The organism is Enterococcus sp. DIV2453a (genome assembly GCF_050533535.1).
GTDB classification, from domain to species: Bacteria; Bacillota; Bacilli; order Lactobacillales; family Enterococcaceae; genus Enterococcus; species Enterococcus faecalis.
Genome location: NZ_CP172899.1, coordinates 1,151,080 through 1,166,777, shown reverse-complemented (window position 1 = coordinate 1,166,777; position 15,698 = coordinate 1,151,080). Strand labels below are relative to the sequence as shown.

Genomic DNA, 15,698 nt, shown 5'->3' with positions numbered 1-15,698 from the left:
TTTTTTGATTTTTTAGCAAATTTACGTATAATAGAAAAGATGGTCCACTTAAATTTGGACTATTGCAAGTATAAAATTAGAGGAGCACGTTATGGCAAACAGAAAGAAGAAACCACCATTTAATTCAACCATCATGCTGATTGGCGCATTAATCATTTTAATTTTAGGCGCGGTTGGCGTTAAAGTTCCTGATGCTTTACAAGATTTATTTAATGTTCAACCACAAACAACCACCCCTTCAAGCACACCAGCACCAAAAGGAGATAATCCTGGACCCATTGAAAATGGTAAAGCCACATTTTCAGCAGAGGAATTAAAGGATAGCTCAAACGGCTGGATTACTTATCATTCTCTAGATCGTCTAAAACGAGCGACAGGCGCTGATGCGCTATTAAAACCCGCCATGGTCAATACAGGAACTTCCGCTAATAAAGATATTCGACCAGCTGGTTTCATTTCAGGAAAAGCTAATCATTCGCGTGGCCACCTAATCGGCCGTCAAATGGGAGGCAGTGGTGATGATCCACGTAACTTAACCACCTTGTATCAGAATCCTGTCAACACTCCTTATATGACGAAATATGAAAATCAGATTCGGGCAGCTCTTGATCGCGGCGAAACCGTTCGCTATCGCGTGACACCTGTATATAACGGAAACGATTTGTTGGCTGAAAAAATCATCTTAGAAGCCAAAAGCCTTAAAACAAATTCACCCATTGATTTTTCAGTAACTATTTTAAACAAACAATAAGGAGGAACTTTCATTGGATTTTGAACAGCTAAAAGAAACATTACCCGATGCAAAACCACAAACATTTTTGCAAGCAATCCTCTCTCAACCTCAAGAAGAGGATGCTGAATTAACTTTCAGTGAAGAAATTGATGAACAGTTTGTCGAAAATTGTAAATTTTTAGCCTCTCCAGAAACCATTTCTGAAACAGATGTGGAACATTGGCGCAAACAAGAATTTTTAGTTGTCGCCCAGAGTTTAGATGGCGATTATCTAGCAGGCACTCTAGAACAAACCTTTGTGATTCCTAGCTCCCTTTACAAAGAGGATATTGAGCAATTTGACAAGCAATTAATCGATTTTTTTATTGCCTACGAGAACAAAGAAATCACTTCTGCGATTTTACCAAAAGAATTATAAAAAAAGCTTGCGGATAAATTTCCGCAAGCTTTTTCTTGTGTCTTATGCTCGATAACGTTCAACGCCATCTAAATAAGTAGCTGCTAGTTCCATGGTTGGTTCTAATACGATAAAGTCAGCATCACGACCATTTGCAATCATGCCACATTGATCATCAATTTTACAGCTGATCGCAGGAACTAATGAAGCCATCATAATTGCTTGTGCAGGTGTTGCAATACCCCAATCAACTACATTTTTAATTGCTTCTTTTAGTTTTAAAATACTTCCTGCTAAGTTCCCAGTATCCAAACGAGCCGTTCCTTCTGCTACCACAACAGGAAATTCACCTAAATTGTAGTTGCCATCTGGCATACCGCCAGCCATCATGCAGTCTGTAATTAACGCAACGTGATCATGGCCCGCTTTTTCCATCAATACTTCAGCCGCTTGCGGATGTACATGGTGTCCATCACAAATTAATTCAGAGAAAACGTGTTGTAACGTTAACAATGCACCAACCATCCCTGGTTCACGGTGATTTAAGCCGCGCATCCCATTATATGCATGAACAAAAACGCTAGCGCCTGCTTCAACTGCCACATCAGCTTCTTCTAAGGTCGCATTACTATGGCCTAAAGCAACAACGACACCTTCATCTGTAACGGTTTCAACAAATTCTTTCACACCATTACGTTCTGGTGCCAACGCAATTTTCTTAATAATTCCGCCTGAAGCTTCTTGCCATTCGTGGAATGTATCAAGGTCTGGATCTCCAAAATAACTTGGATTTTGTGCGCCTTTATGTTCTTCAGTAAAGAAAGGTCCTTCAAAGTAAATCCCTTGAATTTTTGCACCAGGTACTTCTTGGTAGACTTGACCAATCGTACGTGCAACGTCTGTTAAACGTTCTTTACTTGAAGTTAACGTTGTTGGTAAAAATGAAGTTACACCACAAGATAATAAGCCTTCAGACATCACTTTAATGCCTTCTGCATCGTTATCCATTACGTCATGATTCATGTAACCATGAATATGAGTATCCACTAAACCTGGGGCAATCCATTTGCCTTCCTCACGAATAATTTTTACGTCCCCTTGCGGTTCATCTTTTGTATAATTACCAAAGATACCATCCGTGATTTCTAAATAACCAGGTCCTTTAACATCGCTTTTTAAAAAGAACTTGTCTGCAAAGATAAATGTTTTCATCTTCATCCTTCTTTCTTTATTTTACTTACTTCAAAAGTACTCTTAATCAGTACAAAAGTCAAGAAATGGTGTAGACCTTTTAAGCAATTCTGAGGATTTTTTAAAGATTGCCACTTTCCACATTTTTCATTTGTTGTGCTAAGTTCAGATAACGTTCTGCTTCTTCATGTTTATTCTTTCTCATTAAAACTAAATATTTTAGATTTAATAATTCACTTAAATAATAATAACTATTTTTTTTGCGGGCCCAAGTAATTCCTTGATCCACATAAATTTCGGCATCTTTTTCTGTATAATTTTTGAATAAGAAATCAGCATAATTAAAAAATATTTTCGTTAATTCTGCATTACTGCGTTCATTTGGCAATTGATTAAAATAATGAATACTCAAACTTAAAAATCGTTCTGCTTCTACTCGATTGCCCATGTAACCATAAGTAGCACCTAGACAACTAATTAATTGAATCTCTAAATCAGAAACATTTAACTTATCGGCTTTATAGGTGAAAGATAACCCTTTACGCAAGCTAGCAATAGCTTTTTCATAATCATTTAGAACAAACAATTCACAACTACCTAAATAATAATAATATTTTTGCCAGTCCGTATCTAAATACAATTGTTCTTCAATACGATTTTCCTTTAAATAATTTAATAATAATTGATATTTTTTATGGCGAAAATATTCAGCCATTTTTTCAAATGAATACGTAACAACGTGCACATCACCAGATTTATAACGCATAATCTGATCAACAGTCACACCTAAACGATCACAAAGTTGTTGCATTACGAGAACGTTTGGCAACTCTTCATTGTTTTCAATGCGACTTAAAACGCTTTGCGAACAGATGTCTTCTGATAACATTTTCTGTGTCAATTTTCTATTTTTTCTAATTTCTTTAATAACTGCACCTAAAGAATTCATCACAATAGCTCCTATTTATATCGGCCATTTTCCTTGCAAAATGGGGATTTTGTCAAAATATGCGAATTCGCATTATGCTTTTATTGTACTTTATTGCATAATATACTGCAAGAACATTATCTAAGGTTTTCTTAGAAAATAAATAGGTTCATTTTTATTAAAAAGGAGTGTTATTGTATGGCCGAAGAGAAAAAGGTTCACTTCATTTGGGAAAAAACAAATTATTCAGGCTTTGTGGAGAAGGAGTATGAAAATTCTTATCTCATCGTAGTAGCAAATCCTAGTCCTGATATGGAAGAAAAATATACCAACCGAATGATTATTAGTAAAAAAGCATGTGAAACCGCAGAATAGTATTGTTGATAAAACAAGAACTACCAAAAAATAGCTTCGTTAGAGGCTATTTTTTGGTAGTTCTTTTATTTTTGTTTGTAGGTACTTAAAAATTCACGCATTTTATCTGCTGTAGTTTTTAAGTCTTCCATCTTCGGTAAATAAACAATACGGAAGTGATCGGGTTGTTGCCAGTTGAACCCACCACCATGGACTAATAAAATATGATGTTTGTGTAAGAAATCTAAAACAAATTTTTCATCATCATAAATGTCAAATTTGGCCGTATCAATTTTCGGGAAAATATAGAAAGCTGCTTTAGGCTTCACGGCTGATAAACCAGGAATATCATTTATCGCATTGTAAATAAATTCTCGTTGTTCGTAAATTCTGCCACCTGGTAAAAGTAAATCATCGACACTTTGATAGCCGCCTAATGCGGTTTGAATGATTTGTTGTGACAACACATTCGAACATAACCGCATGGAAGCAAGCATATTTAGCCCTTCGATATACCCTTTTACTCGTGATTTATCTCCACTTAACACCATCCAACCGCATCGAAAGCCTGCCACTCGATGTGATTTTGACAAACCATTCAATGTTACGACAAATAAATCAGGTGCTAATGTAGCAATCGGTACATGAACCAAACCGTCCATGACCAAGCGATCATAAATTTCATCAGAGTAAATAATTAAATCATTTTGACGTGCCACTTCGACAATTTCTAGTAATAACTCTTTCGGATATAAAGCACCAGTCGGATTATTTGGATTTATAATAACGATTGCTTTTGTATTCGAAGTTATTTTTGATTTTATATCATCAATGTCTGGATACCATTCTGCTTGCTCATCACAAATATAATGAACGGGTGTACCGCCCGCCAAAGAAACAGAAGCAGTCCATAAAGGATAGTCTGGCATTGGCACAAGTACTTCATCGCCGTTATTTAACAAGCCTTGCATACACATGGTAATTAGTTCACTCACGCCATTACCAGTGTAAATATCATTAATCGTTACATTAGGAAATTTTTTTAATTGGCAATATTGTTCAATCGCTTTTCTTGCAGAAAAAATACCTTTTGAATCGGAATAACCTTCTGAATCGCGAACATTCACAATCATGTCGCGCACAATTTCATTTGGGGCATCAAAACCAAATGGCGCTGGATTCCCTGTATTTAATTTCAAAATACGTATGCCCTCTTCTTGCATGCGTTCTGCTTCTTCTAAAACAGGACCACGGACATCGTAACTTACGTTATTTAATTTATCGGATTTTTTAAAATTTCTCACACGGACTCCCTCGCTTCACAAATTTATACTCTAAAGTTACGCCAACTATAATGAAAAAGCAATAATAAATATCAGAATTTAATAAAAAATTGATGGTTTTTCCGTAATAAACAAGAGCGTAGGACAAAAATCACTTTGGATTTTTGCTCCACGCTCAAAAACTGATAAACGGTGGGAACAGAAGCAACTTCTTCGGAAATAAGCCGAAATTCTCCAAAAATTAAAGAACAATTTTCGGAAATTCCTTCTTATTTCTCGGAGTTAAACACTTCTGTCCCGACCTCTTGTTATACTAGTCGATGCAGATGATGGGACTCGAACCCACACGGACATCTGTCCACATGACCCTCAATCATGCTTGTCTGCCAATTCCAACACATCTGCATTTTAAGAGCACTTATTTATCCTAAAATAATTACTGGTCTTTGTCAAGATAACAAAGACCAGAATTGTTAGATTTGTTCTTTTTTCGCTTGCCAGGACAAACGCCCATGACATTTTCCGCAGACATATCGTGTCGTATCAATTCGTCGTTTTCTGAGGATGACTTCTCCACAAGACTGACATTGGTACTGATGGAAAACTGCTTTTTTCCGTTCTACTAGAGGCGGTGCATAACGGGCACCGCCAGTCTTAGCCAATAACTCTTTAAAGTCCTTATCTTTATGCTGATAGCCTTTGCCAGCTAAATGTAAATGATAGTGACATAACTCATGCTTAATAACTTTTTCCAGTTCCTCTTGTCCATACTTTAAAAAGACAGTTGGATTAAAATCCAGGTGATGCGAAGCTAAATGATAGCGACCGCCCGTAGTTTTTAACCGCCGATTAAATGTAGCTTGATGCAGAAAAGGTTTCTGAAAAAATACGATTGAAATTTTTTCCACTAGCGTTTGAAGCGCTTGATCTGTCATCAAGACTGGTTGAGACTCTTTCATTGTTACTCTTTTCTATCAGCACGAGGCAACATGGTTAAACTAATACGCCCCTTTTTCAAGTCAACATCTTCTACCCAAACTGTGACTACATCCCCCACCGCAACGACATCCGTTGGGTGCTTAACAAATTTAGGACTTAACTTAGAAATGTGGACTAAGCCATCTTGCTTCACACCAATATCGACAAACGCGCCAAAGTCAATTACGTTTCGAACAGTCCCTTGCATTTCCATTCCTGGTTTCAAATCTTCCATTGTCAACACGTCTTTACGTAAAAGCGGCGCGGACATCTCATCGCGCATATCACGACCTGGTTGGATTAAACTAGCAATAATATCTGTGAGTGTTTCTGAACCTACTTCTAACTCAGTAGCTAATTGATTCACTGGTAACTGTTTCAATTTTTCGATAGCTTCTGCTGTCCCTAATTCTTTAGAAGCAATCTCTGCTTTTTCTAAAATTGCTTGTGCTACTGGATAACTTTCTGGGTGAATGCCAGTGTTATCTAACACATTTTTGCCATTAGGAATTCGTAAAAAGCCAATTGCTTGTTCAAATGCTTTTGGTCCTAAACGAGGTACTTTTTTGACTTGATTTCGTGCTGTGAAGACACCATTTTCATCACGATAAGTGACTAAGTTTTGCGCCGTTGTTTTATTTAAGCCAGAAATATGTTGTAAAAGTTGAGCACTCGCTGTATTCACATCAACACCAACTTGGTTTACCGCAGTTTCTACAACAAAATCCAATTGCTCGGCAAGACGTTTTTGTGATACGTCATGCTGATATTGACCGACCCCGACTGCTTTGGGATCAATTTTTACTAATTCTGCCAACGGATCTTGTAAACGACGTGCAATGCTGACCGCACTTCGTTCTTCGACTTGTAAATCAGGAAACTCTTTACGAGCCACTTCACTCGCAGAGTAAACGGAAGCCCCTGCTTCATTAACAATTACGTAAAAGACGTCCCGTTTCACCGCTTTTAATTGCTCTGCCACAAACAATTCAGATTCACGACTTGCCGTTCCGTTTCCAATAGCTACCATGTCCACTTGATAGTCTTCAATGATCTTTTTAAAGGCTGGACCAGCGGCTTCACGTTTCGCAGCAGTCGCTGGTTTATGTGGATAAATCACTTGAATTGCTAAAACTTTACCAGTTTCATCAACAACTGCTAATTTACAGCCTGTCCGATAAGCCGGGTCAAATCCTAGAACAACTTTTCCTTTAAGTGGTGACTGTAATAATAAATTACGTAAATTTTCACCGAAAATTGCAATCGCTTGTTCATCAGCTTTTTCTGTTAATTCATTGCGAATCTCCCGTTCAATCGCTGGTCCAATGAATCGTTTATAGCTATCTAAATAAGCAGCCTCAATGTATTGAGCAGCTAAACTTGTTGCTTGTTTGCCGATTAGTTGACGTTGGAAATAATCATTAATTTTTGTTTCATCAGCGACAAGGGAAACCTTTAAAATGTCTTCTTTTTCACCACGATTCGTTGCTAAGACACGGTGCGGCACCATTTTGCTAACTGGTTCTGCAAAATCGTAATACATTTCATAGGTCCGCTTTTCGTCTTTTTCTTCGTCCTTAACTACGCTAACGTATTGCGCATGTTTAACCATATAATCACGTAACCATGTTCGGTATTTTGGTTCATCGCTAATACGTTCTGCTAAAATTTCATGAGCACCTTGCAAGGCTATCTCGGCGGTTGCAACTTCTTTTTCTTCATTAATAAAAGTAGCCGCTTTGGCTAAGATATCCGCGTTTTCAGGTAAAGAGAGCAACCAATCTGCTAATGGTTCCAACCCTTTTTCTTTCGCGATAGTCGCTTTGGTCCGACGTTTTTGTTTATATGGTCGATACAAATCTTCCACTTGTTGCATTTTTACTGCTTTTTGAATATCTGTTTTGAGTTCTTTTGTTAGTTTTCCTTGCTCTTCAATTAATCGGAGAACTTCTTCTTTCCGCTTTTTCAAGTTTTGTAAATAATGATAACGTTCTTCTATTTCACGGATTTGGACTTCATCTAAACTTCCAGTCATTTCTTTCCGGTAACGGGCAATAAAAGGAACTGTATTTCCTTCATTTAATAAAGTTAAAACCGTTGTTATTTGTTTTGAACGATACGTTGTCAATTCTTTTTGAAGTAGCGCTACTACTTCTTCGTTATAAGCTTCTGCCATTAACTAGATACCTCTTTTCTTATGCATACTTATCTATTTTAGCATATTTTTGCTTCTAAATATAGAAGTGAGGTAACTGATTCGTGCGATTAAGGAATCAAAATTCTGGTTGCCACGCAGGGGTGCGTTTTTGATATTCGATATCTTGGACAATGCCTTTTTCATTAAAAATCACACCATGCACAGAGCCGCCAAAAATAGCACCACCATCTATCCCGATTTTTCCATCACTTTGCCAAAGGTCCGTGGTCTGCATATCACCATGTAACATCGGGGTAATGGTATGACCAAAAACAATGGTCTTGCCTGTATTATTTTTCCCTTGATGAAAGGGTTCGCGAATCCACAAAAAATCCTTAGGTGCTGTTTGCCGCCAATCTTCCATCGTTAAATCAACCCCAGCATGCACAAATAAGTAATGCTGCCATTCAAAATAAAGTGGTCGTTTTGTTAAAAAATCAATTAACTCTGGATAGCGACTACGGATCATTAAGGCCATTTCTGTTGGTGAGTATTCTGCAGTAGCTCCTGGATGCAAGAGACTTTCAATTGTTTCCTTGCCACCATTGCGAACATATCCTGCAAACCAGTCCTCTGGATTTTGAAGAAACTGCAAAAAATATTCTTCATGATTGCCTCGTAAATAAACAGCGCCGTGTTGCTCGACAAGTTCTTTTCCTTTGAGAAAACAGGCTTTAGAATCCGGACCACGGTCGTTTAAATCACCAATTAAAACTAGCTGATGCTCGACTGGGTCATAGTCTGTGAGTAAGGCATCAAACAAATCTGCTTGTCCATGAATATCACTGATTACATAAACATATGGTTTCATAAATAAGCCCTCCTAACTTGCTTATATTAAGTATACGCTAAATTTTAAAATATTCTCGTAAAATGTTTGGAAGTAAAAAAAGAAAATAGGACATAAGTCAAAACGACTTATGTCCCACTCTCTAAATCTTAAAATAATCAGTTGAACAAAAGCAGCACCTACAATTACTCGTTGCAATTTAGCCTTCGAGAGTGATGAACACTTGGAGCTAACTGCTTTTGTCTCTGACTCGTTTGTTTTATTTTTTCTTCTTACCGCCAAACGCATCTTTCATTTTATCAAAGAAGCCTTCTTCTTGTTGTTCAGTTACATTTTGTCCGCCAGCTTTTGCAAAAGCTCGTAGGGCATCCTTTTGTTCTTCATTAAGATTTTTTGGTGTTATTAATTTCACTTTCACGTGTTGATCACCATTGCCCCCACCACGTAAACGTGGCGCACCTTTGCCTCTTAAGCGGAAGTTTGTGCCAGTTTGTGTTCCAGCCGGAATTTTTAATTTCACGTCACCATGAACAGTTGGGACAGTTACTTCGTCCCCTAGAGCCGCTTGGACGAAACTTACTGGTAAATCATAGTAGATTTCTGCGCCATCTCGATCGAAAATATCACTATCTTCAACACGAAAGACTACATATAAATCACCATATGGTCCACCATTGGTACCCGCTTCTCCTTGGTTAGCTAAGCGCATTTGTTGGCCGTCTTCTACTCCAGCAGGCACATTTACTTTGACAGTATGTGCTTTTTTCTCATGACCTGTGCCATGACAAGTTGGACATGGTTCTTTAATTTCTTTCCCTGTGCCATGACACACATCACAAGTTTGACGACTCATCATACGACCTAATGGCGTTTGACGTTCAACATTGATTGTTCCAGAGCCATGACATTTATGACAAGTTTCTGGGTGTGTGCCTGGTTTGGCGCCATTACCGCCACAGGTTGCACAAGTATCTTCTCGATTGTACTTAATCTCTTTTTCGACACCGAAAATAGCTTCTTCAAATTTCAATTGAATTGTATATTGTAAATCGGCGCCTTGTCTTGGTGCATTTGGATCAACAGAACGGCCACCGCCGCCGCCAAAGAATGAATCGAAAATATCTTCGAATCCACCAAAACCACTACTGCTAAATCCGCCGCCACCGAAACCGCCAAAGCCACCAGCGCCGCCACCGTAATTAGGATCAGTTCCTGCATGGCCATATTGGTCATAGGCCGCTTTTTTCTGTGGATCACTTAATACTTCATACGCTTCAGAAACTTCTTTAAATTTTTCTTCCGCATCGGCTTCTTTGTTAATATCTGGATGGTACTTTTTGGAAAGTTTGCGGTATGCTTTTTTAATTTCATCATCTGAAGCACCTTTTGCTAATCCTAGCACTTCATAATAATCTCGTTTCGTCGCCATTGACTTCCCTCCAACTTTCTTCAAACTTTACAATGTGTTTAGAACCAGCCAAATTCATCGATTGCTTTCGGTCTCTCTGGTTGGATTATCTGTCACACCTTGAATCAGTGTTACTAGCTGTGAATAGGTATTTTCAGCTTGTTTAACATCGTTGTAATCATACCACAGTTCTTTCAAAACCTAAATAGTTTCTTGCTAACTTGATTGTGGTTGATTTTCTCACAAAAGACAAGGGACTGGGACATTAGTCATTGTACTAATGATCCAGTCCCTAAAATCAATTGTTATTGATTATTTGTCATCACCATTTACTTCTTCAAAATCAGCATCAACAACATCATCAGCGCCACCTTGGGCAGCTTCAGGATTTTCTTGTGCTTGTTGTTGCGCAGCTTGTTCGTAAAGTTTTACTGTTAAGTTTTGGACGATTTCATTCAATGAATCACGTTTTGCTTTCATTTGTTCGATATCGTTTGCTTCGATGGCTGCTTTTAATTCATCACGCGCATCTTCTGCTTTTTTCACTTCTTCAGCGTCTACTTTGCCTTCTAATTCTTTCAATGTTTTATCAACAGTGAATAATAAAGCATCTGCATCGTTACGTAAGTCAACTTCTTCTTTACGTTGTTTATCTGCTTCAGCGTTTGCTTCAGCATCTTTCACCATACGTTCGATTTCATCATCAGATAAACCTGAAGAAGATTTAATCGTGATTGTTTGTTCTTTTTGAGTGCCTAAGTCTTTCGCACGAACATTTACAATCCCGTTTTTATCAATGTCAAAGCTTACTTCAATTTGTGGCACACCACGAGGAGCCGCAGGAATATCTGTTAATTGGAAACGACCTAATGTTTTATTATCAGCGGCCATTGGACGTTCACCTTGTAAAACGTGAATATCAACAGCTGGTTGATTGTCAGCAGCAGTTGAGAAGACTTGTGATTTACTTGTTGGAATCGTAGTGTTACGATCAATTAATTTTGTAAATACGCCACCCATAGTTTCAATCCCTAATGACAACGGTGTTACGTCTAATAAGACAACGTCTTTAACATCACCAGTGATTACGCCACCTTGGATTGCAGCACCCATTGCTACTACTTCGTCAGGGTTAACTGATTTGTTTGGTTCTTTGTTTGTTTCTTTGCGAACAGCTTCAACTACAGCTGGAATACGTGTTGAACCACCAACTAGGATAACTTCGTCGATTTCAGAAGGATTTAATCCAGCATCTTTCAAGGCTTGACGTACTGGTACTTTTGTACGTTCAACTAAATCACTTGTTAATTCATCAAATTTTGCACGAGTTAAGTTCATTTCTAAGTGCAATGGTCCTGCTTCGCCAGCAGTAATAAATGGCAAGCTGATTTGTGTGCTTGTTACACCTGATAAGTCTTTTTTCGCTTTTTCAGCAGCATCTTTCAAACGTTGTAATGCCATTTTATCGTTAGCTAAGTCAATGCCATTTTCTTTTTTAAATTCTGCAACCATGTAGTCAATGATCTTATTATCAAAGTCATCCCCACCTAGGTTGTTATCACCGGCTGTTGATAATACATCGAAAACGCCATCGCCTAATTCAAGGATTGACACGTCGAATGTACCACCACCAAGGTCAAAGACAAGAATTTTTTCATCTTTGTCTGTTTTATCTAAACCATAAGCTAAAGCTGCTGCTGTTGGTTCGTTAACGATCCGTTCTACTTCTAAACCAGCAATTTTACCAGCATCTTTTGTTGCTTGACGTTGCGCATCGTTGAAATATGCAGGAACTGTAATAACTGCTTTTTCAACTTTTTCACCTAAATAGTCTTCAGCAAAACCTTTTAAATATTGTAAGATCATTGCAGAAACTTCTTGTGGTGTATATGATTTTCCTTCAACATCAACTTTGTAGCCAGCTTCACCCATGTGACGTTTAATAGATGAAATCGTGTTAGGATTTGTAACAGCTTGACGTTTTGCTACTTCGCCCACTTGAATTTCGCCGTTTTTGAATGAAACGACCGAAGGAGTTGTGCGGTTACCTTCTGGGTTTGCAATAATTTTTGCTTCGCCGCCTTCTAGTACTGCGACAGCTGAGTTTGTTGTTCCTAAGTCAATACCAATAATTTTACTCATAGTGAATATCTCCAATCTGTATTAGTTTTCTATAATAATATATTTTTAATTAACGTTTGTTATTGTGCAACAATGACCATGGATGGTCGTAACACACGATCTTGTAATTTGTACCCTTTTTGTAGAACTTCAACAATGGTATCTGCTGGGGTTTCTTCAGAAGCAGGGACTGTTTGAACGGCTTGATGTAAATTTGGATCAAAGGTTTCACCCATTGCTGGGATTTCTTCAATTCCTTCTTCTTTTAAAGCCACAGTAATACTTTCTAGCACCATCGAAATACCTTTTTTCAAGCTTTCGCCTTGTTCATCTGATACTTCAATAGCCATTGCTCGTTCTAAATTATCAATAGATGGTAAAATCTTTTTACCTAAATCTTGTGAGCGGTAACGAACTAATAATTCTCGTTCGTTTTTATTTCGATTGCTCATATTAGCAATTTCGGCTCTTGCCCGCAAGAACTTGTCTTCCATTTCGGAAAGCTCTGCTTTAAGATTTTCAATCTCTGTTGCTTCAACTTCTACTTCAGAAACGCCAGCAGCATCAACAGCTTCCATTTCTTCTTGTAATTCTTCTTGCTTCTCTTCTTTTTTACTCACTTCAGCAACTTCCTTTCTCTTTATGCATCTACTTCTTATCCTAACAAGGTTTGCTTAATTCCCTAAAAAACGGTAATAGTCACCTAGTTGTGAAGCTAGCTCATGTCGAAACGTGTCTACCAAACCGAATATTTTTGAATACGGCATACTGGTTGGTCCTAGCAGGGCAATTGTTCCTTTGCCATGTCCTGATACTTCATACGTAGCAGTGATCATGCTCATATCTTCTAAGAGATTGTTGCCAATTTCTGAGCCGATACGAAAAACAATTGGATTTTCTGTTGTTGCAGAACCATTTAATAAATGCGTCAGCTCATCAGAATTTTGCATAAAGGAATAGACAGATTTCAATTGTTCAATATCTTGTTTGATGCCAAAATCTAACAAATTCATGCGACCACCGACAAAGACTTTTTCTTCAAAGGCATGTCCTAACATCTCATCGAATAAGTTCATCATTCCTTCTGGCGTTTGGAAATAGCGATGTAAAATCATCGGAATCTCCGTCCGCAAACGATGATAAACGGTCAACAAAGGTTGTCCAACCAACTTATCATTGATGATTTGTGTCATTTTTTCAAGATCTTGGCTAGAAACAGCGGCAGGAATGGCAAATACTTGGTTTTCAACATTGCCTTTATCTGTCACTATAATAGCAAGGACTTGCCGATCATTCAAAGGAACCATTCGAAAGCCGGTTAATTTCCGTTCTTTCACTTCAGGTCCTAATGAAAAAGCAGTATAACTTGTCAATTCTGATAGAATTTCAGCTGATTGTCGAATAATATCATTAATCTCATGAAATTCTTTTCCAAAAGATTGACGGATCCTTCTAAGTTCGTTCTCTTCTACTTGTGTTGGTTGTAAAAGATGATCCACGTAGTAACGATAACCAGCCATTGAGGGGATTCGCCCTGAAGAAGAATGGGTCTTAGCTAATAAGCCGTATTCTTCTAATGCTTTCATATCATTACGAATTGTGGCAGAACTAGAGGCAATGCCATCCTCCATCAATTTCTTAGAACCGACAGGTAAGCCCGTGTTCGTGTAATTTTGGATGATAAGTCTCAAGATATTTTGTTGTCTTTCTGTAATCATCGTTATTACCACCCTTCATTAGCACTCTTAACATCTAAGTGCTAACTACATATACTAATATAACAAGTCCTTACCTTTTTGTCAAGGGAAATACGCAACTTTTTAGCACTCTTCACACAAGAGTGCTAATCACTGCAAACCACCTTCAAAAACCATCAATACCAACTTTTGTAATAAAAAAATCATCGAAATGCTTTGTCACACTTCGATGATTTTTTTATTTTTTTACTCTTTTTCACTTAACAAAAATGCTTCAAAAACATTATTCCCCACAAATAGTCCTTTTTTCGTTAAACGTAAGATATCTGCTTCTTCAATTAATAATTCTTCTTTGATTAAGCGTTGAATGACCTCTCCATAAATTGCTTCAATTGGTTCATGAAATTTTTGTTGGAATTTTTGTTTAGAAATACCTACTTTTTTACGTAAGCCTAAAAATAGCTCCTCTTCTATTTGATTTAGACGAGTTAATTCTTCAGTCTCCACAATTGGCAATTGATTTTCTCGCAAGGGTTTCAAATAATGTTGGATTGGACCGTGATTTTTGTAACGAGTTTGTCCAAGATAGCCGCTGGCACCTGCGCCAAATCCATAGTAGTGGTCATTATTCCAATAAGCTAGATTATGCTGGCTTTCTTTTCCTGTTAAAGCAAAATTACTGACTTCATATTGATGCCGTCCTTTTTTCTCCATTGCTTCAATCGTTTCGTCAAACATCTGTGCTTCGATTTCTTCTTCAGGCAGCTGTAACCGTCCTTGGCGAACCCAGTTCATGAACATTGTTTTATTTTCAAGAATTAATGAATAAAGCGAATAGTGCGGCAAGTCCAATGCTAAGGCTTTTGTCAAAGTATCGCGAAAACTTTCCAATGTTTGTCCAGGTAAAGCATAGATTAAGTCAATACTGACATTGGTAAAATTTTCTTTCTCTAAAAATTTCATTGTTTCATAAACATCTGCGGCGGTGTGCTTGCGGCCGATTTTTTTGAGCAAGCGATCATCAAATGTCTGAACGCCCATCGAAAGACGATTGACGCCATAGTTTTTCATGACTTGTAATTTTTCTTGGGTTAAATCACCAGGGTTTGCTTCCACCGTAAATTCATTTCGGTCATCAAACGTTAGCTGTTCGCGAACCCCTTTTAGTAGCACATCTAACTGTTTCGCTGATAATGAAGTTGGCGTGCCTCCGCCAATATAGATGGTTTTCATTTCTTGTTCTGGATACAATGCTTGCGTAAGTTGAATTTCTTTTAATAAACTCTGAATATATTCATCAACTGGTTGTCCTTCTAAAAAGACCTTGTTAAAATCGCAATAATAACAAATATGCTCACAAAATGGAATATGAATATAGGCCGACCGATCGAACATCGGCGTTGAAGTTGAAAGTTGGTTTGTTTTGGTCATTAGCTCGTTTTATCTCCTTATTACCAAAAAGCTCGTTCTTTTTGGAAAGTCTCTACTAGCCATACTAACTGTAAATGACAAATAAATCCATAAAAAAATTCGCACAGTCACTTAAAACAACAACGAGGAGCTGTCATAAAAACCGACACCTCCTCAACCTTGAAAGAAAAGTAAAAAAATTTTTCTATAT

The 15,698-nt window shown here is 37.7% G+C and carries 15 protein-coding genes and 1 tRNA gene; 3 read left to right on the top strand and 13 right to left on the bottom strand.

Features of this window, described 5'->3' with window-relative positions:
* Nucleotides 1–91 precede the first annotated feature (91 nt).
* Nucleotides 92–751: a DNA/RNA non-specific endonuclease gene (locus tag IGK03_RS05860; RefSeq protein WP_002363828.1), complete on the top strand. Its 660-nt coding sequence runs from the start codon at nucleotides 92–94 to the stop codon at nucleotides 749–751.
* Nucleotides 752–764: 13 nt separating this feature from the next.
* Nucleotides 765–1,151, top strand: a complete 387-nt coding sequence (locus tag IGK03_RS05855; protein ID WP_002360464.1) for a hypothetical protein — start codon at nucleotides 765–767, stop codon at nucleotides 1,149–1,151.
* Between the two features lie 42 nt (nucleotides 1,152–1,193).
* Here IGK03_RS05855 and nagA read toward each other — a convergent pair whose 3' ends face one another.
* Nucleotides 1,194–2,342, bottom strand: coding sequence for an N-acetylglucosamine-6-phosphate deacetylase (gene nagA / locus IGK03_RS05850; protein ID WP_002357814.1), 1,149 nt, complete (start codon nucleotides 2,340–2,342; stop codon nucleotides 1,194–1,196).
* A gap of 100 nt (nucleotides 2,343–2,442) precedes the next feature.
* Nucleotides 2,443–3,270 (bottom strand): helix-turn-helix domain-containing protein, encoded by an 828-nt coding sequence (locus tag IGK03_RS05845; RefSeq protein ID WP_002381942.1) that lies wholly within the window; start codon nucleotides 3,268–3,270, stop codon nucleotides 2,443–2,445.
* A 177-nt stretch (nucleotides 3,271–3,447) separates the two neighbouring features.
* On the opposite strand from IGK03_RS05845, the gene IGK03_RS05840 reads away from it, so the two are divergent.
* A complete protein-coding gene (locus IGK03_RS05840) occupies nucleotides 3,448–3,624 on the top strand; it encodes a hypothetical protein (protein ID WP_002357816.1) in 177 nt (58 codons plus the stop codon).
* A gap of 65 nt (nucleotides 3,625–3,689) precedes the next feature.
* On the opposite strand, the gene IGK03_RS05835 is transcribed toward IGK03_RS05840, so the two are convergent.
* The 11 genes from IGK03_RS05835 to hemW all read right to left on the bottom strand — a co-directional run bounded on the left by IGK03_RS05835 (nucleotide 3,690) and on the right by hemW (nucleotide 15,472).
* Nucleotides 3,690–4,907, bottom strand: coding sequence for a pyridoxal phosphate-dependent aminotransferase (locus tag IGK03_RS05835; RefSeq protein ID WP_002357817.1), 1,218 nt, complete (start codon nucleotides 4,905–4,907; stop codon nucleotides 3,690–3,692).
* A 300-nt stretch (nucleotides 4,908–5,207) separates the two neighbouring features.
* A tRNA-Leu gene (locus IGK03_RS05830) sits at nucleotides 5,208–5,291 on the bottom strand.
* Between the two features lie 68 nt (nucleotides 5,292–5,359).
* Nucleotides 5,360–5,821, bottom strand: a complete 462-nt coding sequence (locus IGK03_RS05825; RefSeq protein ID WP_002365561.1) for a SprT family protein — start codon at nucleotides 5,819–5,821, stop codon at nucleotides 5,360–5,362.
* Between the two features lie 26 nt (nucleotides 5,822–5,847).
* Nucleotides 5,848–8,040, bottom strand: a complete 2,193-nt coding sequence (locus IGK03_RS05820) for a Tex family protein (RefSeq protein WP_075578514.1) — start codon at nucleotides 8,038–8,040, stop codon at nucleotides 5,848–5,850.
* A 97-nt stretch (nucleotides 8,041–8,137) separates the two neighbouring features.
* Nucleotides 8,138–8,872 carry a metallophosphoesterase family protein gene (locus IGK03_RS05815; protein WP_002392539.1) on the bottom strand — a complete coding sequence of 245 codons (735 nt, stop codon included), beginning with the start codon at nucleotides 8,870–8,872 and terminating at the stop codon, nucleotides 8,138–8,140.
* Nucleotides 8,873–9,110: 238 nt separating this feature from the next.
* Nucleotides 9,111–10,280, bottom strand: coding sequence for a molecular chaperone DnaJ (gene dnaJ / locus IGK03_RS05810; protein WP_002357822.1), 1,170 nt, complete (start codon nucleotides 10,278–10,280; stop codon nucleotides 9,111–9,113).
* A 54-nt stretch (nucleotides 10,281–10,334) separates the two neighbouring features.
* Nucleotides 10,335–10,457, bottom strand: a complete 123-nt coding sequence (locus tag IGK03_RS05805) for a hypothetical protein (RefSeq protein WP_002357824.1) — start codon at nucleotides 10,455–10,457, stop codon at nucleotides 10,335–10,337.
* Between the two features lie 114 nt (nucleotides 10,458–10,571).
* The gene (gene dnaK / locus IGK03_RS05800) at nucleotides 10,572–12,401 is read right to left on the bottom strand and encodes a molecular chaperone DnaK (protein WP_002357825.1); all 1,830 of its coding nucleotides are present in this window, start codon (nucleotides 12,399–12,401) and stop codon (nucleotides 10,572–10,574) included.
* A 59-nt stretch (nucleotides 12,402–12,460) separates the two neighbouring features.
* Nucleotides 12,461–13,000, bottom strand: coding sequence for a nucleotide exchange factor GrpE (gene grpE / locus IGK03_RS05795; RefSeq protein ID WP_002357827.1), 540 nt, complete (start codon nucleotides 12,998–13,000; stop codon nucleotides 12,461–12,463).
* A gap of 54 nt (nucleotides 13,001–13,054) precedes the next feature.
* A complete protein-coding gene (hrcA, locus tag IGK03_RS05790; protein ID WP_002357828.1) occupies nucleotides 13,055–14,098 on the bottom strand; it encodes a heat-inducible transcriptional repressor HrcA in 1,044 nt (347 codons plus the stop codon).
* A 225-nt stretch (nucleotides 14,099–14,323) separates the two neighbouring features.
* Entirely contained in the window at nucleotides 14,324–15,472 is a 1,149-nt protein-coding gene (gene hemW / locus IGK03_RS05785) for a radical SAM family heme chaperone HemW (protein ID WP_033625284.1), read from the bottom strand.
* Nucleotides 15,473–15,698: the final 226 nt, after the last annotated feature.